This window comes from Scandinavium lactucae (genome assembly GCF_033843265.1).
Classification (GTDB): domain Bacteria; phylum Pseudomonadota; class Gammaproteobacteria; order Enterobacterales; family Enterobacteriaceae; genus Scandinavium; species Scandinavium lactucae.
In genome coordinates this window covers 371,639-396,184 of the sequence record NZ_JAWXRD010000001.1, presented here as the reverse complement: position 1 = coordinate 396,184, position 24,546 = coordinate 371,639, and the positions used below count along the sequence as shown (strand labels likewise).

24 protein-coding genes are annotated in these 24,546 nt (G+C 54.6%); 12 read left to right on the top strand and 12 right to left on the bottom strand.

Going from position 1 to position 24,546, the window contains the following annotated elements; genetic code table 11:
* Positions 1 to 2: 2 nt before the first annotated feature.
* The 3 genes from fhuA to hrpB form a co-directional block, all read right to left on the bottom strand.
* The gene (fhuA, locus tag SIK69_RS01800) at positions 3 to 2,210 is read right to left on the bottom strand and encodes a ferrichrome porin FhuA (RefSeq protein WP_319628129.1); all 2,208 of its coding nucleotides are present in this window, start codon (positions 2,208 to 2,210) and stop codon (positions 3 to 5) included.
* Positions 2,211 to 2,426: 216 nt separating this feature from the next.
* A complete protein-coding gene (mrcB, locus tag SIK69_RS01795) occupies positions 2,427 to 4,988 on the bottom strand; it encodes a bifunctional glycosyl transferase/transpeptidase (protein WP_319628130.1) in 2,562 nt (853 codons plus the stop codon).
* 113 nt (positions 4,989 to 5,101) lie between these two features.
* On the bottom strand, positions 5,102 to 7,531 hold the full coding sequence (hrpB, locus tag SIK69_RS01790) for an ATP-dependent helicase HrpB (protein WP_319785266.1): 2,430 nt from the start codon (positions 7,529 to 7,531) through the stop codon (positions 5,102 to 5,104).
* Between the two features lie 73 nt (positions 7,532 to 7,604).
* On the opposite strand from hrpB, the gene thpR reads away from it, so the two are divergent.
* The 9 genes from thpR to panD all read left to right on the top strand — a co-directional run bounded on the left by thpR (position 7,605) and on the right by panD (position 14,588).
* The gene (gene thpR / locus SIK69_RS01785) at positions 7,605 to 8,135 is read left to right on the top strand and encodes an RNA 2',3'-cyclic phosphodiesterase (RefSeq protein ID WP_319785265.1); all 531 of its coding nucleotides are present in this window, start codon (positions 7,605 to 7,607) and stop codon (positions 8,133 to 8,135) included.
* A 9-nt stretch (positions 8,136 to 8,144) separates the two neighbouring features.
* The gene (gene sfsA, locus SIK69_RS01780; RefSeq protein ID WP_319628133.1) at positions 8,145 to 8,870 is read left to right on the top strand and encodes a DNA/RNA nuclease SfsA; all 726 of its coding nucleotides are present in this window, start codon (positions 8,145 to 8,147) and stop codon (positions 8,868 to 8,870) included.
* A gap of 155 nt (positions 8,871 to 9,025) precedes the next feature.
* Positions 9,026 to 9,481, top strand: coding sequence for an RNA polymerase-binding protein DksA (gene dksA, locus SIK69_RS01775; RefSeq protein WP_097162920.1), 456 nt, complete (start codon positions 9,026 to 9,028; stop codon positions 9,479 to 9,481).
* A 64-nt stretch (positions 9,482 to 9,545) separates the two neighbouring features.
* On the top strand, positions 9,546 to 10,436 hold the full coding sequence (gene gluQRS / locus SIK69_RS01770; RefSeq protein WP_319785264.1) for a tRNA glutamyl-Q(34) synthetase GluQRS: 891 nt from the start codon (positions 9,546 to 9,548) through the stop codon (positions 10,434 to 10,436).
* A 57-nt stretch (positions 10,437 to 10,493) separates the two neighbouring features.
* Positions 10,494 to 11,891 carry a polynucleotide adenylyltransferase PcnB gene (pcnB, locus tag SIK69_RS01765; RefSeq protein ID WP_319785287.1) on the top strand — a complete coding sequence of 466 codons (1,398 nt, stop codon included), beginning with the start codon at positions 10,494 to 10,496 and terminating at the stop codon, positions 11,889 to 11,891.
* A complete protein-coding gene (gene folK, locus SIK69_RS01760; protein WP_319785263.1) occupies positions 11,888 to 12,367 on the top strand; it encodes a 2-amino-4-hydroxy-6-hydroxymethyldihydropteridine diphosphokinase in 480 nt (159 codons plus the stop codon). Before pcnB ends, folK begins: the two co-directional genes overlap by 4 nt.
* Positions 12,368 to 12,442: 75 nt before the next feature.
* Positions 12,443 to 13,234 (top strand): 3-methyl-2-oxobutanoate hydroxymethyltransferase, encoded by a 792-nt coding sequence (gene panB / locus SIK69_RS01755; RefSeq protein ID WP_319785262.1) that lies wholly within the window; start codon positions 12,443 to 12,445, stop codon positions 13,232 to 13,234.
* Between the two features lie 10 nt (positions 13,235 to 13,244).
* Positions 13,245 to 14,099: a pantoate--beta-alanine ligase gene (gene panC / locus SIK69_RS01750; RefSeq protein ID WP_319785261.1), complete on the top strand. Its 855-nt coding sequence runs from the start codon at positions 13,245 to 13,247 to the stop codon at positions 14,097 to 14,099.
* A gap of 108 nt (positions 14,100 to 14,207) precedes the next feature.
* Positions 14,208 to 14,588, top strand: coding sequence for an aspartate 1-decarboxylase (panD, locus tag SIK69_RS01745; protein ID WP_159770969.1), 381 nt, complete (start codon positions 14,208 to 14,210; stop codon positions 14,586 to 14,588).
* A gap of 3 nt (positions 14,589 to 14,591) precedes the next feature.
* On the opposite strand, the gene SIK69_RS01740 is transcribed toward panD, so the two are convergent.
* The 4 genes from SIK69_RS01740 to SIK69_RS01725 form a co-directional block, all read right to left on the bottom strand.
* Positions 14,592 to 15,839: a polysaccharide deacetylase family protein gene (locus tag SIK69_RS01740; RefSeq protein ID WP_319785260.1), complete on the bottom strand. Its 1,248-nt coding sequence runs from the start codon at positions 15,837 to 15,839 to the stop codon at positions 14,592 to 14,594.
* A gap of 62 nt (positions 15,840 to 15,901) precedes the next feature.
* Complete coding sequence (locus SIK69_RS01735) at positions 15,902 to 16,342, bottom strand: PTS sugar transporter subunit IIA (RefSeq protein ID WP_319628139.1); 441 nt, start codon at positions 16,340 to 16,342, stop codon at positions 15,902 to 15,904.
* Between the two features lie 112 nt (positions 16,343 to 16,454).
* The gene (locus SIK69_RS01730) at positions 16,455 to 17,225 is read right to left on the bottom strand and encodes an ABC transporter permease (protein ID WP_319628140.1); all 771 of its coding nucleotides are present in this window, start codon (positions 17,223 to 17,225) and stop codon (positions 16,455 to 16,457) included.
* Positions 17,222 to 18,148, bottom strand: coding sequence for an ABC transporter ATP-binding protein (locus SIK69_RS01725; protein WP_319785259.1), 927 nt, complete (start codon positions 18,146 to 18,148; stop codon positions 17,222 to 17,224). The genes SIK69_RS01730 and SIK69_RS01725 overlap by 4 nt, the downstream gene beginning before the upstream one ends.
* A gap of 106 nt (positions 18,149 to 18,254) precedes the next feature.
* On the opposite strand from SIK69_RS01725, the gene can reads away from it, so the two are divergent.
* Positions 18,255 to 18,917 (top strand): carbonate dehydratase, encoded by a 663-nt coding sequence (can, locus tag SIK69_RS01720; protein WP_319628142.1) that lies wholly within the window; start codon positions 18,255 to 18,257, stop codon positions 18,915 to 18,917.
* 36 nt (positions 18,918 to 18,953) lie between these two features.
* Here the strand turns inward: can and hpt are convergent, their stop codons facing one another.
* From hpt to SIK69_RS01695, 5 genes are all read right to left on the bottom strand, one after another.
* Entirely contained in the window at positions 18,954 to 19,490 is a 537-nt protein-coding gene (hpt, locus tag SIK69_RS01715; protein ID WP_319785258.1) for a hypoxanthine phosphoribosyltransferase, read from the bottom strand.
* A gap of 457 nt (positions 19,491 to 19,947) precedes the next feature.
* Positions 19,948 to 20,406: a terminase gene (locus SIK69_RS01710; protein ID WP_319785257.1), complete on the bottom strand. Its 459-nt coding sequence runs from the start codon at positions 20,404 to 20,406 to the stop codon at positions 19,948 to 19,950.
* Positions 20,407 to 20,408: 2 nt separating this feature from the next.
* Complete coding sequence (locus SIK69_RS01705; RefSeq protein WP_319785256.1) at positions 20,409 to 20,603, bottom strand: hypothetical protein; 195 nt, start codon at positions 20,601 to 20,603, stop codon at positions 20,409 to 20,411.
* A 429-nt stretch (positions 20,604 to 21,032) separates the two neighbouring features.
* Complete coding sequence (locus SIK69_RS01700) at positions 21,033 to 21,188, bottom strand: hypothetical protein (RefSeq protein ID WP_319785255.1); 156 nt, start codon at positions 21,186 to 21,188, stop codon at positions 21,033 to 21,035.
* Between the two features lie 24 nt (positions 21,189 to 21,212).
* Entirely contained in the window at positions 21,213 to 21,443 is a 231-nt protein-coding gene (locus tag SIK69_RS01695; protein ID WP_319785254.1) for a hypothetical protein, read from the bottom strand.
* Between the two features lie 179 nt (positions 21,444 to 21,622).
* On the opposite strand from SIK69_RS01695, the gene SIK69_RS01690 reads away from it, so the two are divergent.
* Complete coding sequence (locus SIK69_RS01690; protein ID WP_319785253.1) at positions 21,623 to 23,689, top strand: Tle2 family T6SS lipase effector; 2,067 nt, start codon at positions 21,623 to 21,625, stop codon at positions 23,687 to 23,689.
* Positions 23,673 to 24,443: a hypothetical protein gene (locus SIK69_RS01685; RefSeq protein WP_319785252.1), complete on the top strand. Its 771-nt coding sequence runs from the start codon at positions 23,673 to 23,675 to the stop codon at positions 24,441 to 24,443. Before SIK69_RS01690 ends, SIK69_RS01685 begins: the two co-directional genes overlap by 17 nt.
* Positions 24,444 to 24,546: the final 103 nt, after the last annotated feature.

Here is a 24,546-nt window from a genome sequence, read left to right as displayed (position 1 = left end):
AGTTAGAAACGGAAGGTGGCAGTGGCCACAACCTGACGCTCGGATCCCCAGTAGCACGCATATTCGCTGTAGCAGCTGGAAACGTATTCACGATCGAACAGATTGGTGACGTTCACCCCCACCGACGATCCCGGCAGACCGAAACGTGCCAGATCGTATTTCACGGTGGCATCCATCAGCGCATATCCCGCCACGTTGAACGATTGATACGCTTTCGGCGAGTTGGCTGAATAGTAGCTGACAGTATTGCCGATATAGCGTCCGCCCGCCCCGATCGTCAGACCGCTCAGCGCCGTTTCATGGAAGGTATAATCCGCCCACAGTGACGCCATGTTACGTGGGATCTCTGCCGGACGTTTACCTTCATACCAGGTGTCCTGGGTGTATTTCGCATCGGTGAAGGTGTAAGACGCGGTCAGGTTGAGGTTGGCATTCAGTGCCGCTTTCGCCTCCAGCTCTACGCCACGGGATCGAATCTCGCCGCCCTGCACGCTAAAGCCGCTGGTTGGCGCGCTTGGATCCGCCGTCAGGTTGCCATCTTTGGTCAGCTGATACACCGCCGCCGTGACCACCACTGGCATGTCTTTCGGTACGTACTTCACACCCGCTTCGTACTGCTTGCCGTTAGACGGGTTGAACGGTTTGCCATTCATCGTGGCACCGGAGAGTGGCTCGAAGGATTCACTGTAGCTGAAGTACGGAGAAATCCCGTTATCAAACAGATAATTCAGGCCACCGCGCCAGGTGAACTGATGATCGTTAACTTCAGCAGTGGTGTTCGACGAACGCGTCAGAGTCGACGTTTTAGCGAAGTCATAACGCCCGCCCAGGGTCAGTACCCACTTATCCCATTCCGCCTGATCCTGCACGTACAGGCCGGTCTGTTCCTGACGGTTCAGCACCGCATACGGGAAGGTTACATTGATATTCGGATCGCCATACTGCGGGTTATCCATGCTGATAGGATCGGCTGAACCGTAGTCAGCGTCTATATCATTGCGCATCCGCATATAGTCCACCCCGGTCAACAGCGTGTGATCCACGTCGCCAGTGGCAAATTTGGATTGCAGCTGGTTGTCCACGGTGAAGCTATTCATGTTTTCATCTGAACGAACATAGGCGCGGCTGATCTGGCCCGGCGCGATATAGCCGTTGCCGTACACTGAGCGGTACAGCGTGTTCACTTCGGCGTAGCGCAGGTTCTGACGCACGGTGAAGGTATCGTTAAATTCGTGGGCGAAGCTGTAGCCCACCATTTTCTGGCGGCGAGAAATCTTGTTATCCGGGTCGCCTTCGTTGAAGTCGGTTGGCAGCTTATGCTGATTGCCATTTGCATCGTGATACGGCACTACCGTCCCTTCGCGCGGCAGCCAGCCGTAGTAACCTGCATCCGGATCGCTCTGGAAGTTGCTCAGGAAGGTGAAATCAGTTTTATCATCCGGACGCCAGCTGAACGAGGGCGCAATGGCGTAGCGGGTGGATTTCACCATTTCCTGCTGCGCGTTTTGACTGCGGCCAAGACCGGTCAGGCGATAAGACCACACGCCGTCATCGTCAATCGCATCGCTGAAGTCGAACCCGGTCTGCCACAGATTGTCGGTGCCCATTTTGAACTGGATTTCACGCAGCGGTTCAGTGGTCGGGCGCTTGCTGACCATGCTGACGATACCGCCGGGGTTACTTTTCCCGTACAACACGGATACCGGACCGCGCATCACTTCTACGCGTTCGAGGAAATACGGGTCCATCGACATTTCAGAGTAGTTATCACCCTGAAGCTTCATGCCGTCGAGGTATTGATTGGTATTAACCGTTGTAGAAGTGGTGAAACCGCGAATGGACACCACATCATAAGTCGTGGAGCTGCCGCGAGTGGAGAACACACCCGGCGTATAGGCCAGCGCTTCTTTCACCGTCGCGGGCTGCTTCATGTCCATTTCGGCACGTGTCACCACCGAAATAGACTGCGGCGTCTTTTCAATCGGCGTGTCGGTTTTGGTGGCGGTGGCGGAGTGTTTCGCCGCGATGGTTGCCGCCGGGCCCCACGCGCTTTCCTGTGCGACCGGTGCGGCCGTCACGGTAATGGTTTCTTCTTTCGCGGGGGTTGCAGCCTGTGCGCTGACAGACATGCCGCTGACCGCTGTGGCTATTACCAGTGCGAGTTTGCGCACGGAGGTATTAATTGGCTGAGCAGTGTTAGGACGCGCCATGAGTCTTCTCTGATGATATTGAATGAATGATAACGTAAACGAGAATTATTATTATGCCGCAGAATAATAGGCGAAACGCAGAAGGCATAGCAAGCGGAATACGCCCCTACCAGAATTGAGGGTTTAAAAAATAACCTGATGGTAAGTAGGGAGTTAAAAGAAGGTTAAGCCGAGGTTCAAATAAACCCCCCACCCGAGTGGATGAGGGGTAAGGTCTTAATTACCGCCAAACATATCTTTAATCCAGCCCGCGACACCGTCGCTTTTTTCCTGCTGCGCAGGTTGTTGCTGCTGTTGCGGTTGCTGTTGTTGCGGTTGCTGTTGTTGCGGCTGCTGTTGCTGCTGCGTTGAGCCGCTGAACGGATTCGCGTCCTGCTGCTGTTGCTGCATCGCCTGGCTCTGCTGGCAGAGCTGACCCGGATCGGTGGTCCAGACAGGAAGCTGGCGCATACCACCGCCACCGCAGATAAAGTTGCCGTTTTCGTCGACGCCCATGTTGACGATATCTTCCGGCGGAGTCAGATCCAGTGGGATCGGCGACTCGTTGGCAAGATAGCGCTGGTAAATGGACATCGCGCCGCTGGCCCCGTACAGCTTGGTCGGCTGGTTGTTATCGCGACCGACCCAGGTGATGACCACTTCACGTCCGTCAACCCCGGCAAACCAGGTATCGACGTTGTTGTTGGTGGTCCCGGTTTTCCCCGCCAGATGCAGGTTCGGGTACTTCGCACCCAGTTGGCGACCCGTACCACGCTGCACAACCTGCTGCATGGTCCACAGCGTCATGTACGCCGCCTGAGCCGGAACAGCACGTTCAGCCTGCGGATAGCTCTGGTACAGCACGGTGCCATCTTCAGCAATCACCGAACGCAGCGCGGAGAGCGGCGCACGGTTACCGCCGCTGGCGATGGTCTGGAACGCCTGCGCCACTTCGATTGGCGTCAGGTTCAGCGCCCCCAGAATCATCGCCGGAACCGGATGCAGCTGCTCTTTCGGCACACCCAGTTTCTGCCAGGTATCAGTGATCGCTGGCAGACCCAGCGCCATTCCAAGATTAACCGTTGGTACGTTCATCGAACGGGTCAGCGCGTCCACCAGCATTACCTGACCGCTAAAGCGCTTATCATCGTTCTGCGGCGACCATGTCTGGCCGTTCGACAGATGAATAGTGACTGGCGCATCGGCAATCCAGGTATTCAGGCGGTAGGTATTCGCCTGACTCAGCGCGGTCAGATAGGTCGCTGGTTTTGCCAGAGAACCAATCGAACGACGCGCCTGCATCGCGCGGTTATAGCCCGCATACTGCGGTTCCGCGCCGCCAACCATGGCCCGCACTTCACCGGTCATACGGTCAACAATGACCATCGCGGTTTCAAGATCGTTCAGCTTGCGCTGTTTCTTGAGCACCGGAATGCCTTCAGTAGCGGCTTTTTCAGCGGCATCCTGCGCAACGGAATCGAAGGTGGTAAAGATTTTCACACCGGAAAGATCTTTCACTTTATCGCCGAGCTTAGCCTGCAACTCCTGACGCACCATCTGCATAAATGCTGGCTGCGGTGAAATGACGCCGCCGCGCGGCTGCACACCCAGAGGGCGCGCGCTCAGCATGTCGTACAGCTCCTGATCGATAACATTCTGCTGTTGCAGCAGACGCAGGACCAGATTACGACGCTCCAGCGCCAGTTTAGGGTTACGCCACGGATTATAAATTGACGCGCCTTTCACCATGCCCACCAGCAGTGCCTGCTGGTCAAGGCTCAGCTCTTCCACCGGGCGGCCAAAGTAGTACAGGCTCGCCAGCGGGAAGCCGCGGATCTCATTATCACCGCTCTGACCGAGATAAACCTCGTTCATGTACAGCTCAAGAATACGGTCTTTGCTGTAACGGGCATCCATGATCAACGCCATGTACGCTTCGTTGGCTTTACGCCAGTAGGAGCGTTCGCTGGAGAGGAACAGGTTTTTCACCAGCTGCTGAGTCAGGGTACTTGCCCCTTGCACCGTGCGGCCCGCCGTCAGGTTCGCCAGCACAGCACGCCCCATCGAGTAGAAGCTTATCCCGTCGTGCTCGTAGAAATGACGGTCTTCGGTGGCGATCAGCGTGTCGATCAACAGATCCGGGAAACCGCTGCGCGGCACAAACAGACGCTGTTCACCGTTCGGCGACGACATCATGGTTATCAGACGCGGATCAAGACGGAAGAAACCGAACTGGCGGTTGTTCTCCATATTGGTAATCGAGTCCAGACGATCGCCATCGAAGGTCAGACGCGCACGCACCTGTCCTTCTTTACTGTCCGGGAAATCAAACGGACGACGAATCATCTCGATGCTATTGGCCTGCACGGTAAACTCGCCTGGACGGGTCATCGCCGTCACCTGGCGGTACTGCGTGGCCGTCAGCAGACGCACCATCTCGTTCTTGCTGACCGACATATCCGGTTCGAGGTTCACCATCCGACCGTAGACCGCCGCGGGCAGTTGCCACACTTTACCGTCAATACGGGCGCGGATTTTCTGGTCCAGATAGACGCCGTAAATGGCCATCAGTACCGCAAAGACGATACCGATTTTTACCAGCAGCCAGAACCAGCCGTACTTGCGACGCGGCTTCTTGCCCTTACCTTTTCCATTACGCGGCATCGGCTCTTCATCCTCATCTTCGTAATCATCGTCGTCGTACTCTTCGTCCCTGAGACGACGACGGCTAACCTTTTGCTTAGCCGGACGCGCAGGCTTGCCTTTACGTCCAATCGGCTCGCGGTCATTCCCCGCCATACTTTTTCTCCGCTAAATTCAGGCGTAAGCGCCTGATTCTCTTTTCTTTCACGCAATGTTGAAAGAAGAAACCTCTCAATTTACTGTTTGTGCCCTCTCCTTTTCGGGAGAGTTTACGAATACTTCTTCGTGCGTCGGGTCGGCGCGGTGTTGGCCGGATCGTCAGGCCAGACATGTTTCGGATAGCGCCCTTTCATCTCTTTTTGCACTTCGCGGTACGCGCCTGCCCAAAACGCGCTCAGATCGCGCGTAATTTGCAATGGCCTCTGTGCCGGAGACAACAGCTCCAGCACCAGCGCCACGCGGCCCTCAGCGATGGTCGGCGTAGTCGCCTCGCCGAACATTTCCTGCATTCTCACCGACAGCACCGGCGGATTATCCGCATCATATCGCAGCGCAATCCGACTTCCGGTCGGCACAGTGTAATGCGTGGGTAACGAACTCACCAGACGTTGTCGCAATGACCACGGCAACAGCCCCTGTAATGCGTCGGTGACATTCAGCGCCTTCAGGGCTTTGAGCGAATGGACACCGCTCATGTGTGGCAGCAGCCAGCTTTCCAGCCCGGCCAGCAGCGCCTCGTCATCGACCACAGGCCACTCCTCTTCCGGCAGCCAACGTGCGGCGCACTGAATACGCAAGCGTAGCTGTTCCGCCTCCGGCGTCCAGTTGAGAATGCTTAGGCCTTTGTCCCGAATGCCGTTGAGCATCGCCTGATGCAGTTCGTCTTCCGACGGTTTCGCCAGCGGCTGGACCTTCACCGTCAGCTGGCCGATACGGCTACGCCGCCAGGCTTTCAGCGTCCCCTGCTGTTCATCCCATTCGATGGTGTCGGACTGGGTCAGAAGCTGGGGGCATTCTGCCACCAGCGCGTCAATGTCCAGCGCCATCGCCTGCAAAATTCGGGCATCGGGCGACTGGCTTCCCTGTAACAACAGCGGCGCTATCAGCCATTCGTGTCGCCCCAGCGCATCGTCGGCATCGAGCATCGCGCCCATACCATTCGCCAGTTGATAACGGCCTTCCTGGCCGCGACGACGGGCGATGCGATCGGCAAAACCGTGCGCCAGTAAGACACTGATGCGCCCGGCATCCGGCGTACCGGCAGGCGTGCCCAGCCGCTGGATAAGCGCCCTGACGCGCTGCTGCCAGTTGGGCTGATTGCGCGAAAACGCCATGCTCAGGTCAGCATTACCGCCGCGCGGAGGTTCTTCCAGAACGGCGGCCAGCTTCGCCGCCGTCGCCACGTCGTCCGCCGTTTTGGCGGCAACCAGCATCGCCGCCAGACGCGGATCGTTGCCGAGCGTCGCCATTTGCTGGCCCTGCGCGGTGAGCCGTTTGCCGTCGTACGCACCCAACTGAGTCAGTAATGTGCGGGCTGCCGCCAGATGGATAGCGGGCGGTTGATCCAGCCAGTTCAGCTGCGCCGGATCCTGACATCCCCATTGCAACAGTTCGAGCACCAGCCCGCCCAGGTCGCTTTGCAGAATTTCTGGCTCCCCCTGCGCCGCGGCGCGTTCGGCCTGCTCTTTCCCCAGCAGATGCAGACAAATGCCCGGCTCCAGACGCCCGGCGCGGCCCGCACGCTGGGTCATCGACGCCTGGCTGACGCGCTGGGTGACCAGGCGCGTCAGGCCGGTTCGCGGGTCAAAACGCGCCACCCGTTCCTGCGCACAGTCGACCACCAGCCGGATGCCTTCGATGGTCAGGCTGGTCTCGGCAATATTCGTCGCCAGCACCACTTTGCGGGTGCCCTTTTCCGCCGGAAGAATCGCTTTGCGCTGGTCGTTTAACGACAGCGCCCCGTACAGCGGGCAGAGCACCACATCAGTGCCGACGCGCGTAGCCAGCTGCTCCTGCACGCGCTGGATTTCACCCACGCCGGGTAAAAACAGCAGCAGTGAGCCGGGTTCATTACGCAGCAGTTCGGCAGTCGCCATCGCCACCGCTTCGTCAAAACGCTGATGGGTCGGGAGCGCCTGATAGCGGCGTTCAACCGGATAAGCCCGACCTTCGGAAGCGATCACCGGCGCGTCAGGCAGCAGGGTTTGCAGGCGGGCGTTATCCAGCGTCGCCGACATAATTAATAGTTTTAGATCGTCACGCAGCCCCTGCTGGACATCAAGCAGCAGCCCCAGCGCCAAATCCGCTTGCAGGCTGCGCTCATGAAATTCATCGAGGATAACCAGCCCGACGCCGCTCAGTTCAGGATCGTGCTGGAGAGTGCGGGTCAGGATGCCCTCGGTCACCACCTCAAGGCGGGTGTTTTTGCCGACGCAGGTTTCACCCCGCATCCGATAGCCAACGGTGTTGCCCGGTTTTTCGTTCAGCAGTTCCGCCAGCCGCTGAGCAACGTTCCGCGCCGCCAACCTGCGCGGTTCCAGCAGAATAATTTTGCCGTCAATGCCCCCCGCGTGCAGGATTTGCAACGGTAGCCAGGTGGATTTACCGGCACCGGTGGGTGCGTTTAACAGCACCTGCGGCGCGGCATTCAGCGCCTGAATAAGTTCGGGAAGGACAACGGCGACCGGCAATGACGACACAAAGGACTCCAGGGGGTGACTTTAAATGGCCCGGCATTGTAGCATTGCGCCAAATCATTACCGAGCCCCTGGCATGCCCGAACCCAAAAGACTGTTTTTCGCTCTTGAGCTCCCCGACGACGTTCAGCAACAGATCATCCACTGGCGGGCCGCGAATTTTCCGCCCGACTGCGGTCGCCCAATTGCCGCGGCGAATTTGCATCTGACGCTGGCGTTTCTCGGGGACGTCAGTGCAGAAAAACAGCGGGCGCTGGCGGCGATGGCTGGACGCATCCGCCAGCCGGGTTTTACCCTGGATCTCAACGATGCCGGGCAATGGCTGCGTTCACAGGTGGTGTGGCTTGGCACGCGCCAGCCGCCGCGCGGGGTGCTACAGCTAGCCAATATGCTGCGCTCACAGGCCGCACGCAGCGGCTGTTATCAAAGCCCGCAGCCGTTTCATCCCCATATCACGCTGCTGCGCAATACGGCCCATGCGGTGCCGATCCCCGCGCCGGGGTTCAGCTGGCAGGTGCCTGTCAGCAGCTTCGCGCTCTTCCGTTCTGACTACGCCCGGGGACGCACCCGATATACCCGCCTTGAGCGCTGGACACTCAACGAATAAAGGGAAATTATGCAATTCTTACCGCCGCTTAAACCCGCCCGTCTGATCAAACGCTATAAACGCTTTCTCGCCGATGTCGTGACTGCCGAGGGAGAAGAATTTACCCTGCACTGCGCCAATACCGGGGCGATGACCGGTTGCGCCACGCCGGGCGATACCGTCTGGTACTCAACGTCGGACAGCAAAGCGCGCAAATATCCGCATACCTGGGAAGTGACTGAGACCCAAACCGGGGCCTTTATTTGTGTTAACACGTTACGGGCCAATCAGCTGGTAAAAGAGGCGATCGCGTCAGACGTTATTTCGGAACTTAAAGGCTATAGCGTGTTGAAAAGTGAAGTGAAATATGGCGAAGAACGCAGCCGTATTGATTTCATGTTACAGGCAGACGATCGCCGCAACTGCTATATTGAAGTGAAATCGGTAACCTTAGCCGAAAGAGAGTATGGTTACTTCCCCGATGCAGTCACTGAACGGGGTCAGAAGCATTTGCGAGAGTTGATGGGCGTGGCGGCCTCAGGCGATCGTGCCGTGGTGTTATTTGCGGTACTTCACTCTGCCATTACCCGTTTTTCACCCGCGCGCCATATCGATCCAAAGTACGCGCAGTTGTTGAATGAGGCACAAAACAAGGGGGTCGAAATTCTGGCTTATAAAGCGGAACTTTCTGCCGATAATATCACTCTGAAAGAGCCGTTGCCCGTGGTGTTATCACCGGTATCAATGGTTGAGTAATAAATGTGCTGGTCGCGTGCGCAAATACGCTTTTCCTCACAGGGTTGTCAAGTCTAACGTTTAGACAATTGCTATCCTGAAAAGCATCTGCTATTTATAGCGGCCTGATTTTTCCCCCACATGGGGATCGATAGTGCGTGTTAAGGAGAAGCAACATGCAAGAAGGGCAAATCCGTAAAACATCGTCCCTGAGTATTCTCGCCATCGCTGGGGTGGAGCCATACCAAGAGAAGCCGGGTGAAGAGTATATGAACGAAGCCCAGCTGTCTCACTTCAAGCGTATTCTTGAAGCGTGGCGTAACCAACTCAGGGATGAAGTTGATCGTACCGTAACTCATATGCAGGATGAAGCAGCGAACTTCCCGGACCCGGTGGACCGTGCCGCGCAGGAAGAAGAGTTCAGCCTCGAACTGCGTAACCGTGACCGCGAGCGTAAGCTGATCAAGAAGATCGAAAAAACGCTGAAGAAGGTCGAAGACGAAGATTTCGGCTACTGCGAATCCTGCGGTGTTGAAATCGGTATCCGTCGTCTGGAAGCGCGTCCGACTGCCGACCTGTGCATCGACTGCAAAACGCTGGCGGAAATCCGCGAAAAGCAGATGGCAGGCTAAGTCATCCGTTTCGCATAATACAATTCTGGCGGGAGCATTCTCCCGCCTTATTCTTTTTAGCAATATGGCAAATTCTGATTATATTGGGCGCTTTGCTCCCTCCCCGTCTGGCGAACTCCACTTCGGCTCATTGATTGCTGCCCTCGGCAGTTATTTGCAGGCCCGTGCCCGTCAGGGAAAGTGGTTAGTGCGTATTGAAGATATTGATCCCCCCCGTGAAGTTCCCGGTGCCGCACACACGATTCTGCGTCAGCTGGAACATTATGGTTTGCATTGGGATGGCGACGTGCTGTGGCAGTCACAGCGCCATGACGCCTATCGGGAACGCCTCGCCTGGCTGCATGACCAAGGGCTGAGCTATTACTGCACCTGCACACGGGCTCGTATTCAACGTGTGGGCGGCCTGTACGATGGCCATTGCCGCGCCCTGCATCTCGGCCCGCATAATGCAGCGGTGCGTTTACATCAAACCCGGCCCGTGCTGCAATTTAACGACAAGCTGCGCGGGACCGTTGTGACCAATGAACCGCTGGCGCGGGAAGATTTTATTATTCATCGTCGCGATGGATTATTTGCCTACAATCTTGCTGTAGTGGTCGACGATCATGTTCAGGGCGTGACGGAAATCGTGCGCGGCGCGGATTTAATCGAGCCGACGGTACGGCAAATTTCGCTGTACCAACATTTCGGCTGGCCGGTGCCGGACTATATTCATCTGCCGCTGGCGCTGAATAGCGACGGCAACAAGCTGTCAAAACAAAACCATGCCCCCGCATTATCGACCGGCGACCCGCGTCCGGAATTAATCCGGGCATTACAGTTTCTTAATCAGACTATTGTTAATGAGTGGCAGGACATGACGCTCGAAGATCTGCTGGAAAATGCGGTGGCAAACTGGAACCTTTCGGCTGTCGCCAAAATACGGCATTCTCAAATGCGTCACGCTGAGCTATGATTAGCCGCTATTTTTTGTCCTCACGACTTCCGACTGACACGAAAACCGAGGTGCAACATTTTTACCCGAGTCGCTAATTTTTGCCGTAAGGTGCTAACCCGTGAAGAAACCGGGGCTGAAACCGTTGATGCAAAACCAGAAATGACGGTCATCCCGCGTGAACAGCACGCTATTTCCCGCAAAGATATCAGTGAAAATGCCCTCAAGGTGCTCTACCGTCTGAACAAAGCGGGCTACGAGGCCTATCTCGTCGGCGGTGGCGTGCGCGATTTGCTGCTGGACAAAAAACCAAAAGATTTTGACGTGACCACCAGCGCCACGCCGGAACAGGTGCGTAAGCTGTTCCGCAACTGCCGTCTGATTGGTCGCCGTTTCCGCCTGGCTCACGTGATGTTTGGCCCGGAAATTATTGAAGTCGCCACCTTCCGCGGCCATCACGATGGTTCCCCGGACGATCGCGCCACCTCGCAGCGTGGGCAAAACGGCATGCTGCTGCGCGATAACATTTTCGGCTCAATCGAAGAAGATGCCCAGCGTCGCGACTTCACCATCAACAGCCTTTACTACAGCGTGGCCGACTTTACCGTTCGCGATTACGTCGGCGGAATGCGTGACTTGCAGGATGGCGTGATTCGCCTGATTGGCAATCCGGAAACCCGCTACCGTGAAGATCCGGTCCGGATGCTGCGTGCGGTGCGCTTTGCTGCCAAGCTGAATATGCGTATCAGCCCGGATACCGCCGAGCCTATCCCACGCCTGGCTACCCTCATCAACGACGTGCCACCGGCGCGTCTGTTTGAAGAATCACTGAAGCTGTTGCAGGCAGGCTACGGGTTTGAAACCTATAAGCTGCTGCGTGAATACAGCCTGTTCCAGCCGCTGTTCCCGACCATCACCCGCAACTTCACCGAAAACGGTGATAGCCCAATGGAACGCATTCTCAGCCAGGTGCTGAAAAACACCGATAACCGCATTCATAACGATATGCGCGTTAATCCGGCGTTCCTGTTTGCGGCGATGTTCTGGTATCCGCTGCTGGAAACCGCTCAGCGCATTGCCCAGGAAAGCGGGCTGGCCTATTTCGACGCTTTCGCGTTGGCGATGAACGACGTGCTCGACGAAGCCTGCCGTTCGCTGGCGATCCCGAAACGTATCACCAGCCTGGTGCGTGACATCTGGCAGCTTCAGCTGCGCATGTCGCGTCGTCAGGGCAAACGCGCCTGGAAGCTGATGGAGCATCCTAAATTCCGCGCCGCCTACGATCTGCTGGCCCTGCGCGCAGAAGCCGAAGGCAACCACGAACTGCAACGTCTGACGCAGTGGTGGGGTGAGTTCCAGGTGGCTGCACCACCGGCGCAAAAAGACATGCTCAACGGTCTGGATGAAGAGCCTGCTGCGCGTCGTCGCCATCGTCGCCCTCGCAAACGCGCCCCACGTCAGGGTGGCGCTGCGTGACACGCGTTTATATCGCCGTCGGCAGCAATTTGGCCTCACCGCTCAATCAGGTGAATGCCGCCCTTGCTGCTCTCGGCGAGATCCCGCACACCACCGTGGTGGCGGTTTCGTCGTTTTACCGCACGCCACCGCTCGGCCCGCAGGACCAGCCTGATTATCTCAACGCCGCCGTGGCGCTGGAGACCGTACTGGCCCCGGAAATTCTGCTGGATAACACTCAGCATATTGAACTTCAGCAAGGCCGGGTACGCAAAGCCGAACGCTGGGGCCCGCGCACGCTGGACCTCGACATCATGCTGTTTGGCGACCTCACCCTGAACAGCGACCGCCTGACCGTGCCGCATTACGACATGCACAACCGCGGATTTATGCTGTGGCCGCTGGCAGAAATCGCACCAGACCTCATTTTCCCCGACGGCACCCCGCTGACGACCCTGCTGCAACGCCTCGATTGCTCAAAACCTGCTCACTGGTAAATTTCAAAGTCATTGCCCACCTGAATGTGACTGATACAATGCCGCTAGATTCGGCTTTCGTTATCAGGAAACGCTATGAAACCCACCACTATCTCTCTGTTGCAGAAATGCAAACAGGAAAAGAAACGCTTCGCCACCATCACCGCCTATGATTTCAGCTTTGCGAAACTGTTCGCCGATGCCGGAATTGACGTCATGCTGGTGGGTGATTCATTGGGTATGACGGTCCAGGGACACGACTCCACGCTGCCAGTCACGGTAGAGGATATTGCTTATCACACCCGCGCCGTGCGCCGGGGTGCGCCTAACTGTCTGCTGCTCGCGGACCTGCCGTTTATGGCCTACGCCACGTCGGAGCAGGCGTTTGAGAACGCTGCCGTGGTGATGCGTGCGGGCGCTAATATGGTGAAACTCGAAGGCGGGGCCTGGCTTGCGCCAACGGTCAAAATGCTGGCGGAACGTGCCGTGCCGGTGTGTGGTCATCTCGGCCTGACGCCGCAATCAGTGAACGTCTTTGGTGGCTATAAAGTTCAGGGCCGTGGCGATGCCGCGCAAATCCTGTTTGACGATGCGCTGGCGCTGGAAGCCGCAGGCATTCAACTCCTGGTACTGGAATGCGTCCCGGTCGCACTGGCCAAACGCATCACCGAAGCGTTAACCATTCCGGTTATTGGCATCGGGGCAGGCAACGTCACCGACGGACAAATTCTGGTCATGCACGACGCGTTCGGTATTACCGGCGGTCATATTCCTAAGTTTGCAAAAAATTTCCTGACCGATTCGGGCGACATGCGCGCCGCAGTGCGGCAGTATATTGCCGAGGTCGAATCCGGGATCTATCCGGGCGAAGAACACAGTTTCCATTAAGGAGTTTGTTGTGCTGATTATCGAAACCCTGCCGCTGCTGCGCCAGCATATCCGTCGTCTGCGTCAGGAAGGTAAGCGCATTGCGCTGGTGCCGACCATGGGCAACCTGCACGATGGCCATATGAAGCTGGTTGATGAAGCCAAAGCTGCCGCCGATGTGGTGGTGGCCAGTATCTTCGTGAACCCGATGCAGTTCGACCGCGCTGACGATCTGGCTCGCTACCCGCGCACTTTGCAGGAAGACAGCGAGAAGCTGAACAAGCGTAAAGTGGACTTTGTGTTCGCCCCTGCCCCAGCCGATATCTATCCGCAGGGCACGGATACCCAGACCTTTGTCGACGTGCCGGGCATTTCAACGATGCTCGAAGGTGCCAGCCGTCCGGGCCATTTCCGCGGCGTGTCGACCATCGTCAGCAAACTGTTTAACCTGGTGCAGCCTGACGTTGCCTGTTTTGGGGAGAAAGATTTCCAGCAGCTGGCGCTGATCCGCAAGATGGTGGCCGATATGGGCTATGACATCGATATCATCGGCGTGCCAACGGTGCGGGCGAAGGACGGTCTGGCGCTCAGTTCGCGCAATGGGTATCTCACCAACGACCAGCGTAAAATCGCGCCAGGCCTGAGCAAAGTGATGAATGCCATGGCCGAAAAACTGCTGGCGGGTGAACGGGATTTGGACGAGATGGTAGCCCTGGCGGGACAGGATCTTAATGAGAAAGGTTTCCGCGCCGACGACATTCAGATTCGCGATGCCGACACGCTGCTGGAGCTGTCGGCGTCCAGTAAACGCGCGGTTATCCTGATGGCGGCATGGCTGGGTCAGGCGCGTCTGATCGACAATAAGACGGTCGAATTAAGCCAGTAGACACACCTTGAGAAACGGGCAATACTGCCATCATTCTGGTGAATATATCCCCTCACTCCGACCCTCTCCCTAAGTGGAGAGGGAGAAAACAGCAACAAAGGTAACGTTATGATTCGCACTATGCTGCAGGGCAAGCTTCACCGCGTGAAAGTCACTCATGCGGATCTGCATTATGAAGGCTCTTGCGCCATCGACCAGGATTTCCTCGACGCCGCCGGTATTCTTGAAAACGAAGCCATTGATATCTGGAATGTGAACAACGGCAAGCGTTTCTCCACCTATGCGATTGCCGCAGAACGTGGCTCGAAAATCATCTCGGTGAACGGCGCGGCGGCACACAATGCCGACGTGGGCGATATCGTGATTATCGCCAGCTTCGTCACTATGTCTGACGCCGAGGCACGCACCTGGCGTCCAAACGTGGCCTATTTTGAAGGCGATAACGAAATGAAGCGCACGGCGAAAGCCATCCCGGTTCAGGTCGCGTAAATATTACCCCTGCGGCTGATTGCTGATCAGCCGCGACATTGTGTCTAACGAATCCGTTCTTAAGATGTACAGCCGTTTGAGTAAGAACGGATTATCCCCCGGTTTCACCTTCCCTTTCACCGTCGTCACCGCCATATGAAAACCAGCGTCATTCGCTGCCTGCAATGCCGTGGTGTTATAGCCGCCAAACGGATAGGACAGATACAGCACGTGCGGATTGAACTGGCTCAGCGCGCGACGGGAACGCTCGAAATCAAACAGAAGGTTGTGATAACTGCGGCTGAGCAATATCGGCTGTCGATGACCATCCACGCGATGCAAAAAGTGGGTGTGCGACTGCACATCAAACACGTCCTGAATCTGTTCCAGTTCTGAAAAGCTCATAAACTGCAGCGATCTCGGAGCCCACTTCTGTGGATGGCGCTTGATACGCGACGAGATAACAAACGCCGTGGCCCTGAAACCATACTCTTTCAGCACCGGGTACGCATAGCGATTGACTGACTTCAGACCATCATCGAAGGTGATCACCACCGCGCGGGCGGGTAAATTCATTTTATTGCGGATATACCCTTCCAGCTGGTACATCGTCAGGGTGGTGTAATCCCTGTCGCGCAGCCAGGTCATCTGGTTACTAAACGCGCGTACCGAGGTGGTGGTCGAGGTGTGACGGAAGCGGGTGTTCTCTTCGTCGCGAAGAATGTGATGGTAGGTCAGGATGGGGATGCCGTCATCCTGCTGGGCATCAAGGCTGCTGACCCACGCCAGCCGGTTGCCGATGCGAATTTGATACCAGGTCTGATGCAGGCCGTCCTGGAGTTTGCTGCTAATCGGATAGCGTAGATTGGCGGCCAGCACGCCAAACTGGGCGCTGCTGGCATTCGGCGCGGTGTACATCGGCGTAGCCCGCCAGGTGATAAGATTCTGATTGCTCAGCGGCTTGTTCAGATCACCGAGGCTGTCTTTTACCTGCTGAGTGCCCTGCACCGGTTCGAGGTGCCCCTTATCAATAAAGCCGGTGCCAAAACCGAAGCTGAATTCGTCATAATCGGCATCGGTGGGCACCACCGCGAGGATTTGCCCGGCGCGCACGTTGCCAACGGTGATCACGTCATTGCCCACCTGCGCCCAAATGATGGCGTTTTCAGTGGTTTGCATATAGCGGACAGGCTGTCCGTGCTGGCTCAGCAGACTGGCAAAGACACTGCCGGAGAGAAAAAGTAAAAAGGAGACGATAACGCGAATCAACATGCACTCTAACCGATGCGATAAATCAGCCGGTAGTTTAACAAAAGTAGGGTCAATACCAATGGTTAATTCGCATACAGGTCATGCAGCAGAACAAACGGGGGATTTTTTTGCTGTTGGTGCCAAAGACTGCTGACGTCAGGTGAACCCCGCTCGACGATCGTATTGCGAAACGCCTCGCTGCTGAGCGTTTCACGCAGCGGCAGCATACTCTCGATCAGCGGATAGCTGATGCCCGTGATGACTTCACAGTGTGAATGTTTATGACTCATCAGCGCGGCAACACGATACGGCGCATCCCCGGCGCTGTCGGTCAGAAAAATCACCCCATCGCCGCTGTCGGTTTCATGCAGCGCATCACACATCATCCGGCTTAGCATATTGGTGCTGAGCCCACGCCAAAAGCTCACCGCCCGACATTGGGGCAGTGTTCCATACTTCTTTTCGAGTTGATCCAGCAGCGCCTGCGCCCGATCGTCATGACAGGTAATGACCCAACCCAACATAGTCCAGCTCCTAAGCAGGCAAGTAGTTTAGCGGAGTGAAAGTTGAGGAGGGGTGCGATCGATCAAGGTTTGGTTGGCCGGGCGCAGAGTACGGCCCGGCCAAAAGAGAGGCTTAGCTGCGCAGCCCGCGACCGCGCTGGATGAGATACCAGCAGGTAGCATAAAACGCGACGATAAATACCACCAGTACGCCAACGGTGGTGAACAGCGGCACGTCGGAGATACCGAGGAAGCCGAAGCGGAAGCCGCTTATCATGTACACAATCGGGTTCAGATGTGACAGCGCCTGCCAGAACGGCGGCAGCAGCGTCAGGGAATAGAACACCCCGCCGAGGTAGGTCAGCGGCGTCAGCACGAAGGTCGGGATCAGGCTGATATCATCAAACGTTTTGGCAAACACCGCATTCAGCAGACCCGCCAGTGAGAACAGGATAGCCGTCAGCAGCAGGGTCAGCCCAACGAACAGCCAGGAGTGAACCTGGAACGGGACGAAGAACAGCGAAATGGCAGTGACCAGCACCCCGACACACAGCCCGCGCGCCACGCCGCCGCCGACGTAACCGGCGATCACTACATGCGTCGGCACCGGGGCCACCAGCAACTCTTCAATATTGCGCTGGAACTTGGCGCTGAAGAACGAAGAGGCGACGTTGGCGTAGGCGTTGGTGATCACCGCCATCATGATCAGGCCCGGCACAATGAACTGCATGTAGGTAAAGCCATGCATTTCGCCGATCCGAGAACCAATCAGGTTACCGAAGATGATGAAATAGAGGGTCATGGTAATGACCGGTGGCACCAGGGTCTGAATCCAGATCCGCATAAAGCGGTTAATTTCTTTGGCCCAGATACTTTTCAGCGCCACCCAATACAGCTGCATCATGCCTGTTCTCCTGACGTAGTGTGAACCAGCGTGACGAACAGCTCTTCCAGACGGTTAGCCTTGTTACGCATACTTAATACCTGCACGCCCTGCTCACTCAGCTGTGCAAAGACGCTGTTGATCCCCTGCTCGCGCAGCACTTCCACTTCAAGCGTGGAGGTATCGACCAGACGGTACTGATACCCTTCCAGCTTCGGCAGCGGGCTTTTCGCCGCGAGGTCGAGGATGAAGGTTTCCGACTTCAGCTTTGACAACAGGTTTTTCATCGAGGTGTTTTCCACCAGCTCGCCGTGCTGGATAATGCCGATGTTACGGCACAGCATTTCTGCTTCTTCCAGATAGTGGGTGGTAAGAATAATGGTGGTGCCTTTATCGTTGAGATCTTTGAGGAAGCTCCACATCGAACGACGCAGTTCAATGTCTACACCCGCCGTTGGCTCATCAAGGATCAGCAATTTCGGCTCATGCATCAGCGCGCGGGCAATCATCAGACGACGCTTCATGCCGCCGGATAGCATCCGCGCACGTTCGTTGCGTTTTTCCCACAGATCGAGCTGCTTCAGGTATTTTTCGCTGCGGGCAACCGCTTCTTTGCGTTCAACGCCGTAGTAACCGGCCTGGTTGACAACAATCTGCTGCACCGTTTCAAACGGGTTGAAGTTGAACTCCTGCGGCACCAGACCGAGCTGACGCTTAGCGTTAACCACGTCTTTCGCGAGATCGTAGCCAAAGACGTTCACCTGACCGGAAGTTTTGTTCACCAGCGAGCTGATAATCCCGATTGTCGTGGATTTTCCCGCACCGTTGGGGCCCAGCAGCGCATAAAAGTCCCCGGCTTCGACCGTCAGGTCAATGCCACGCAGCGCCTGAACGCCGCCCGGGTAGGTCTTTTTAAGCTGTTTCAATTCAAGTGCAATGGTCATTCAATGTCTCTTATTAAATTCTTGCAATCGATGTATGGTTTTAAATAAAGCCGAGTTGACCTATATTAGCGCAACGCACTTACTTGGTTACAGGTCATTAACTTCCATGAAAGACATAGATACACTCATCAGCAATAATGCACTATGGTCAAAGATGCTGCATGAAGAGGATCCTGGTTTCTTTGAGAAACTGGCACAGGCGCAGAAACCGCGCTTTCTATGGATTGGATGCTCCGACAGTCGCGTTCCTGCTGAACGTCTGACGGGTCTTGAGCCGGGTGAACTGTTCGTTCACCGTAACGTAGCAAACCTGGTGATTCACACCGACTTAAACTGCCTGTCTGTGGTGCAATATGCGGTTGATGTGTTGGAAGTCGAACACATTATCATTTGCGGTCACTACGGCTGCGGCGGCGTGCAGGCAGCGGTTGAGAACCCGGAACTGGGTCTGATCAACAACTGGCTGCTGCACATTCGCGACATCTGGTTCAAACACAGCTCCCTGCTCGGCGAAATGCCGCAGGAACGTCGCCTTGATACCCTGTGCGAACTGAACGTTATGGAGCAGGTTTATAACCTCGGCCACTCGACTATCATGCAGTCTGCCTGGAAACGCGGGCAGAAAGTGAATATTCACGGCTGGGCTTACGGCATTCACGACGGCCTGCTGCGTGACCTCGACGTCACCGCGACTAACCGCGAAAGCCTGGAGCAGGGTTACCGCAAAGCGATTTCCAACCTCCATACCCGCCACATTAATCACAAATAAATCAGTAAAAAATGCCCGGTCTCACCGGGCAATTTTTTATTCGTCGAGGGGCACCACTTTCCCGACATACGGCAGATGGCGATAACGCTGCGCGTAATCAATGCCATACCCCACCACAAATTCATCAGGAATCGAGAAGCCCACAAACTCGACCGGCACCTCAACTTCACGACGCTCTGGTTTATCCAGCAGGGTGCAAATCGCCAGCGATTTCGGACCACGCAGGCTGAGGATTTCACGCACTTTAGAGAGCGTGTTCCCGGAGTCGATAATGTCCTCGACAATCAGCACATCTTTACCGCGGATATCTTCATCGAGATCTTTAAGGATTTTCACATCACGAGTGGTCGACATACCGCTGCCGTAACTGGAAGCCGTCATAAAATCGACTTCATGGGGGACATGTACTTCACGGCACAGGTCCGCCATAAACATAAATGAGCCACGCAGCAGGCCAACCAGCACCATTTCGCTGCCGCTGTCCTGATAATGTTCGGTAATTTGACGGCCCAATTCGGCGATACGTGCTTTGATCTCCGCTTCCGGGATCATCACTTCAACAATATGTTTCATAAAAACCATAACCAACTGTTTTTAAATCTAAAAATACAAACCAATCGGAACGTGAGATGAAATTATTGATACACCGATTGATACACATTAGTTTGCACAGCCTCGCACATACCCACCAGCACGAGAACATCAATTGATTATACCAGCGCACCGACTTCACAGCATCCCAATCTGACTGGCTTAAGTTGCACCTAAAAGCGAAGAGGAAATTTCCGTGCCTAAGTGCCCTTCATGATGTTGAGCGCAAAATAGACAAACAATCATCTTCAAAACATTTATACACTTAAAATCAATCAGTTAATCACATTGTGATGATGCCAATGAATGCGAAAAATTAGCCGTTGCCCACGATGTCAGCACCCCGTGGCAAGGCCACCCCGTCATAAGTATCTTTTCACCTGCCTGTATGGAAGCGCTATCCTGATTCGCTTAAATTCTCTACATTCCGAAATTCGTCTTATCCGTCTTCCGTGGGTGCGACCGGCTGAAAGGCTCCGGGGATTTGCAGCGTGTTATGCATGATGACCACTTCCGGCTCTGGCTGGCGCTGTGCGGGTCTGTCCTGCCAGTATTCGGGGCGGCGGTTCTTCAGCCAGAAAATACAGGCAGTGGTGTCCGGTGGGTAATGACGTATGGTCTGCGTTTTCACCACCTCGCCATTGATAACCCGGATATCGTCCTGTAGGTGCAGATAGCCTGTGGCTTTCTGGTACAACGCTTCCACCCCCCGCGCATCTGCAAACAGCTTGCCCCTTTTTATGGACTGACAAAACTCAGGATATAGTTTCTTCCAGCGGTTTATGCTGCGTTCGTCCACATCAAGCGCGGTGCCCAGCTCTGCATCGGTCGCCCCGAGGCGGCATAGCGTCAGGGCAAGGTGCGCAAATTCTTCACGGTATTTCGTTGGTCTGCTCATTTCTATAGCCTCCCGAGGTCAAGTCTGTAGCGCAGGGCGGCAAAGTAGCGGCTTTCACGCTCCATCATCCGCCAGCATCTTTCCTCAAAGGTGCGCCAGTGCATCCCGTCAGGTTTGGGGAACAGGTGCGGGGCGATAAAAAGGTTATTGATATCGGGTTCGTGTTCACCCCATACGGCGTAACGTTCCTTGCGCATTCGGCGCAACTGGCGGACTTTTGGTGTTTCGCTCTGACAGGCATAGTGCAGATTCAGACACAGGCGGCAGGCTATCGCGCTCAGCGTCCAGTACAGCGCCCCACAGCGCCGGGTGCAGTGTCATCAGAACAGCAAGCCTTTCCCCCTCCAGTGCCGGGTACTCATGTGTGTAATGCCGGGTAACAGGTTTCACCCACAGGCTCATGGTTGACACTCCGCAAAAAACCGATACGAAATCATATGCGAATTTTAGCCGCTTTCGGCATTTTCGGCTTACAGATTCGACGCTCAGGCCAGACGTGGCGCGGCTTACAGGGCAGTGTGTAAAGTGCGAAGAAGGGTGCATTTTTGCACACCAGTGGCTTATCATTATTTAACAATGGGTTAGTGCGGAAAGTGTCAGGTATCTGTTTCGTTTTATACACAAAATCATTCCAGCTCAGGGTCATACAGCGCAATCCCTGTGATGTGTTCTTCGTCTCCCTCGATATCCAGCGTTCTTATCTCAATTCCCAGCGCGTCAGACGCATCCAGTCTGCGGGCCTGTAATTCGTCATACGTTGAGGCGGCCTGCTCTGCATTCACGGCAAGAGGCTGATAGCCTTCCTGTTAATAATCATCATCGCGTGAAAACATCGTGGCTCCGGGGGAAATATTCACTTTCTTGTCTTCATCTGCCCACGCATCAGGAATGACAAACTGCCTGGTCGCTTTCTGATCTGTTGCGCCTGCGTCAATTTTACCGCCCACCAGCACAAGCTCCTCTCTGGCTATCCATTCGTATACAGTCTGACGGCTTACGCCTTTGTGCCGGGCATAGGCGGCTTTGGTCATTAGCATTGGGTTAACCTTCTTTACAGCCATCCAGCTACGTTGAGCATTTTTGTGAAGACGATATGAATTAAGACTACGCCATTTTCCGTAACATATTATTCCTGCACGGTAATTTTGATTAAGTCCTGAGCGATGTATGATGTACGCTGCTTAACCATTTTAAAATTAAGGATAATGGCGTGGGGATGGAAATCATCGGTGACAACACGACTGTCACAAGCATAATGCCAAAAGTGAAAGTCGTTTTCTGCCGTGGAGAGCAGCACAAGTACTGGCTGGAATTCCAGTTTGTAGATGAGAATAACAAGCCTGTTTCCGGGCTGAATGTGCGGCTGGAGTACCCCCCGCTGGCCTCAGCTAAGGAAGTGGCGATAGCGCAAAGTCGCGGCTACCACTACAACCCCACTCCACCACCTAATCCGCCAGCAGGTGTCACCGACGCTCAGGGACTGGTCCGCTTTGATGACCTTTACTGGATCACGGTTGATGTGAAGGTTGATGGTCAGCAACTGGCCGATGAGATGGAGCTACGTCCGCTGGGTGTCCGCCGTAACCCAAACACTCAGCCAATAAGCAACAATATATTTAAACCAGAAACCCGCGATCCTGCATGGCGATCTGATGTGCAGGAAAAAGCAGAAACTGCCGGGCATATTCACCACTATGTGACGATTGGTGAACTTTGCGATCGCCTGCCGGATATTAAAGGCTGGACGGATAGTGAGCCACCAAAGTTTCATTTTCAGCCGGGAAAGTCGTTAAAGGGCACTGAGATAGCGCGGGAGGCACTCGGAAAGCGCCACGTTATCGAAATTTGCCCGTTCCGGGCGTGGGTGATGGGTCTGCACAATACCCATGATTATGACCTTATGAATGGTTATAATCTTGGTATCATGGCTGACCTGGTTTATTCCGCCGAAGCTGAAAATAGCACGATTGATTATTTCTTCCGCCAACAATGCCAGGATTTATCTTGTATCCCTCGATTTTCAGAGTTCCCGTCTTATTTTCATACACTGGCGGTGGATGTACCCTTCAGTGATCGCTATCTGCCTCCCGTATACCTGAACACCGGGCAGGGTGATAACCCCGAAGGGGACACTCGCCTGTTTACGGTAGAGTGTGGTGGTTATGTTTTGGTCGCATGGTGTGGAACCGACAGCCTTTTAAATGCCCTGACTGATGCTTCTTTTGGTCCTAAAAGCTGCCTGCCAGAACTTGCTGGTGCGGGAAATGTTCACGGTGGTTTCCTTGAGGCTTATGAACTGGCAAAAAGAAAATTCGGAGACGAATTGGATGCGGTAAAAATTGCATTGGATAAAAGGAAAGAACTATTTATTTGCGGCCACAGTCTGGGCGGTTCTCTGGCATTGCTCTATGCAGCCGAGATGAAAGCTAATCAACCCGTGTTGTACACCTATGGAATGCCCCGTACTTTCACACGGGCGGCAATGCCATATCTGGACAGCATTACTCACTACCGCCACGTTAATGACAATGATACGGTGCCGCAGGTGCCTATAGATATTGATGTGGATAATTTGTTTTATCAGAAGCTTGGACCGCTGGGTTCAAGGCTTGGTTTCAACTGGCTGGCGGTGTCCGTTGCTGGTTTACCCGTGTCACTCTGGCAGAAAGATATGGAACTACAACTGGGAATTGAGCTGAAGAAAGATCCATACTGGCATCACGGTAACACCGTTATTTTCTTCCAGGCACAACAAGGTTCTATGAAGCTAACTGGCCCTGGTCAAAAAAGCCTGGTCGATGGTCAGATGTACACCCCGCATTATGCTCATGTGAAGCTTTTTCTGGTGCCTGCCCTGAATGATGAATGCCTGAAATCAACCGGGGAACACCAGGCTGCATTTATCCAGTGTCTGAACCCGGCTAGCCTTGAGAAGGTCTTTCCGAAAAATACGAATCCTGCGCTGGATGGCCTTGTTTCCAATCCCCTGAGCCATTCGATGGCACATCGTTATCTGCCTTACATCCACAATCAGGTTCTGGAACTGGCAGACCCTGAACTTCCCATGAGTCGAAAGGAAATGCGGGAGCGATTTAAAGAAGAAGTGGACAAAGGCGCTTCACAAAATGCGAATGAAGATGAGGTTAAACGAAATCGTGAGTTTCTGGCTCTTCAGGACATGTTGCCGATAGCCCTGCAACGGACGCAGAGCGAAGAAACGGGGAAAAACTCACTTATTCGCTTTGCAGCAGCCACGGAGGAAGACGTTGAATTTTCCAGATAAAACAAAAATTGCTGTCATCCTGCCAGTGCTCGTATTGCTCTACGGATGTGGAGATCGAACTGACCGCACACTTAATCCCCCCAAAGATGCTAAATGGGTAAATGTAAGCTTCAGGGTGCCTGATGGTGTGACGTTGCTGCCAGCGGAGCTATTGTATCGCTCTGAAAAGTGTAAAACCGTTCGTTACAACTCAAGCAATGAGCCGCATGATATCCCCGGTTATAACGACTTTGAGCAACAATTTAGCCAGCAGGGAAGCAGTAATATCTGGCAACAGCGAGTAGCTATTGAGGGCGGTGGCTCGTGTCAGTGGTATCTTAGTTCGCTTCGGATTAGTTTCCAGCTATCTATGAATAACTCACTGGCGAAGGGAAAAGAGGTTATTGCGACCAATTATATATTTGACTTTGGTCGCTATGGTCTAAGCGATGGTTATGGTACAGGGAGAGCTAAAGAAGTTAGTGGGGATCTGAGTTTAAAAGCAGATTTTTTCCCTATGGTCGCGAATCACATTGATAGCACAGCTAGTTTAAAATTTTTCGGTGGGAATACTGAATTTGAAAAATGGCGAAGACGTTTTCAAATTAAAGACACTCAAAATATCGAGATTGAACCAATCATTCATCTCAGCAAAATTGTAACTTTGAATCCACCAGATAGCCCCGGAAATCTGACAGCTATTTATCCTGATGGCAGCAATGAACAAATTCAACATATCTATCCAGATTATGAAAAACTGCTTTCGATGAAATGATCTTCGCCCTATTCCCACCAGCTAAACCTGCTGGTGGGCTTCTTCGGTTATACGGGTCATTCTGAGTTATTTATTAATTTCGCGGGTGTAAAAATTTGACGAT

Bases quoted from the DNA above. Each gene is read 5' to 3' on its own strand.
- SIK69_RS01705 (WP_319785256.1), bottom strand. From the start codon at position 20,603: ATGCGCAAGGAACGTTACGCCGTATGGGGTGAACACGAACCCGATATC.
- panB (WP_319785262.1), top strand. From the start codon at position 12,443: ATGAAACCCACCACTATCTCTCTGTTGCAGAAATGCAAACAGGAAAAG.
- mrcB (WP_319628130.1), bottom strand. From the start codon at position 4,988: ATGGCGGGGAATGACCGCGAGCCGATTGGACGTAAAGGCAAGCCTGCG.
- SIK69_RS01725 (WP_319785259.1), bottom strand. From the start codon at position 18,148: ATGACCATTGCACTTGAATTGAAACAGCTTAAAAAGACCTACCCGGGC.
- gluQRS (WP_319785264.1), top strand. From the start codon at position 9,546: ATGGCAAATTCTGATTATATTGGGCGCTTTGCTCCCTCCCCGTCTGGC.
- panD (WP_159770969.1), top strand. From the start codon at position 14,208: ATGATTCGCACTATGCTGCAGGGCAAGCTTCACCGCGTGAAAGTCACT.
- SIK69_RS01695 (WP_319785254.1), bottom strand. From the start codon at position 21,443: ATGCTAATGACCAAAGCCGCCTATGCCCGGCACAAAGGCGTAAGCCGT.
- hpt (WP_319785258.1), bottom strand. From the start codon at position 19,490: ATGAAACATATTGTTGAAGTGATGATCCCGGAAGCGGAGATCAAAGCA.
- sfsA (WP_319628133.1), top strand. From the start codon at position 8,145: ATGCAATTCTTACCGCCGCTTAAACCCGCCCGTCTGATCAAACGCTAT.
- SIK69_RS01740 (WP_319785260.1), bottom strand. From the start codon at position 15,839: ATGTTGATTCGCGTTATCGTCTCCTTTTTACTTTTTCTCTCCGGCAGT.
- fhuA (WP_319628129.1), bottom strand. From the start codon at position 2,210: ATGGCGCGTCCTAACACTGCTCAGCCAATTAATACCTCCGTGCGCAAA.
- SIK69_RS01730 (WP_319628140.1), bottom strand. From the start codon at position 17,225: ATGATGCAGCTGTATTGGGTGGCGCTGAAAAGTATCTGGGCCAAAGAA.
- SIK69_RS01735 (WP_319628139.1), bottom strand. From the start codon at position 16,342: ATGTTGGGTTGGGTCATTACCTGTCATGACGATCGGGCGCAGGCGCTG.
- thpR (WP_319785265.1), top strand. From the start codon at position 7,605: ATGCCCGAACCCAAAAGACTGTTTTTCGCTCTTGAGCTCCCCGACGAC.
- can (WP_319628142.1), top strand. From the start codon at position 18,255: ATGAAAGACATAGATACACTCATCAGCAATAATGCACTATGGTCAAAG.
- SIK69_RS01710 (WP_319785257.1), bottom strand. From the start codon at position 20,406: ATGAGCAGACCAACGAAATACCGTGAAGAATTTGCGCACCTTGCCCTG.
- SIK69_RS01690 (WP_319785253.1), top strand. From the start codon at position 21,623: ATGGAAATCATCGGTGACAACACGACTGTCACAAGCATAATGCCAAAA.
- dksA (WP_097162920.1), top strand. From the start codon at position 9,026: ATGCAAGAAGGGCAAATCCGTAAAACATCGTCCCTGAGTATTCTCGCC.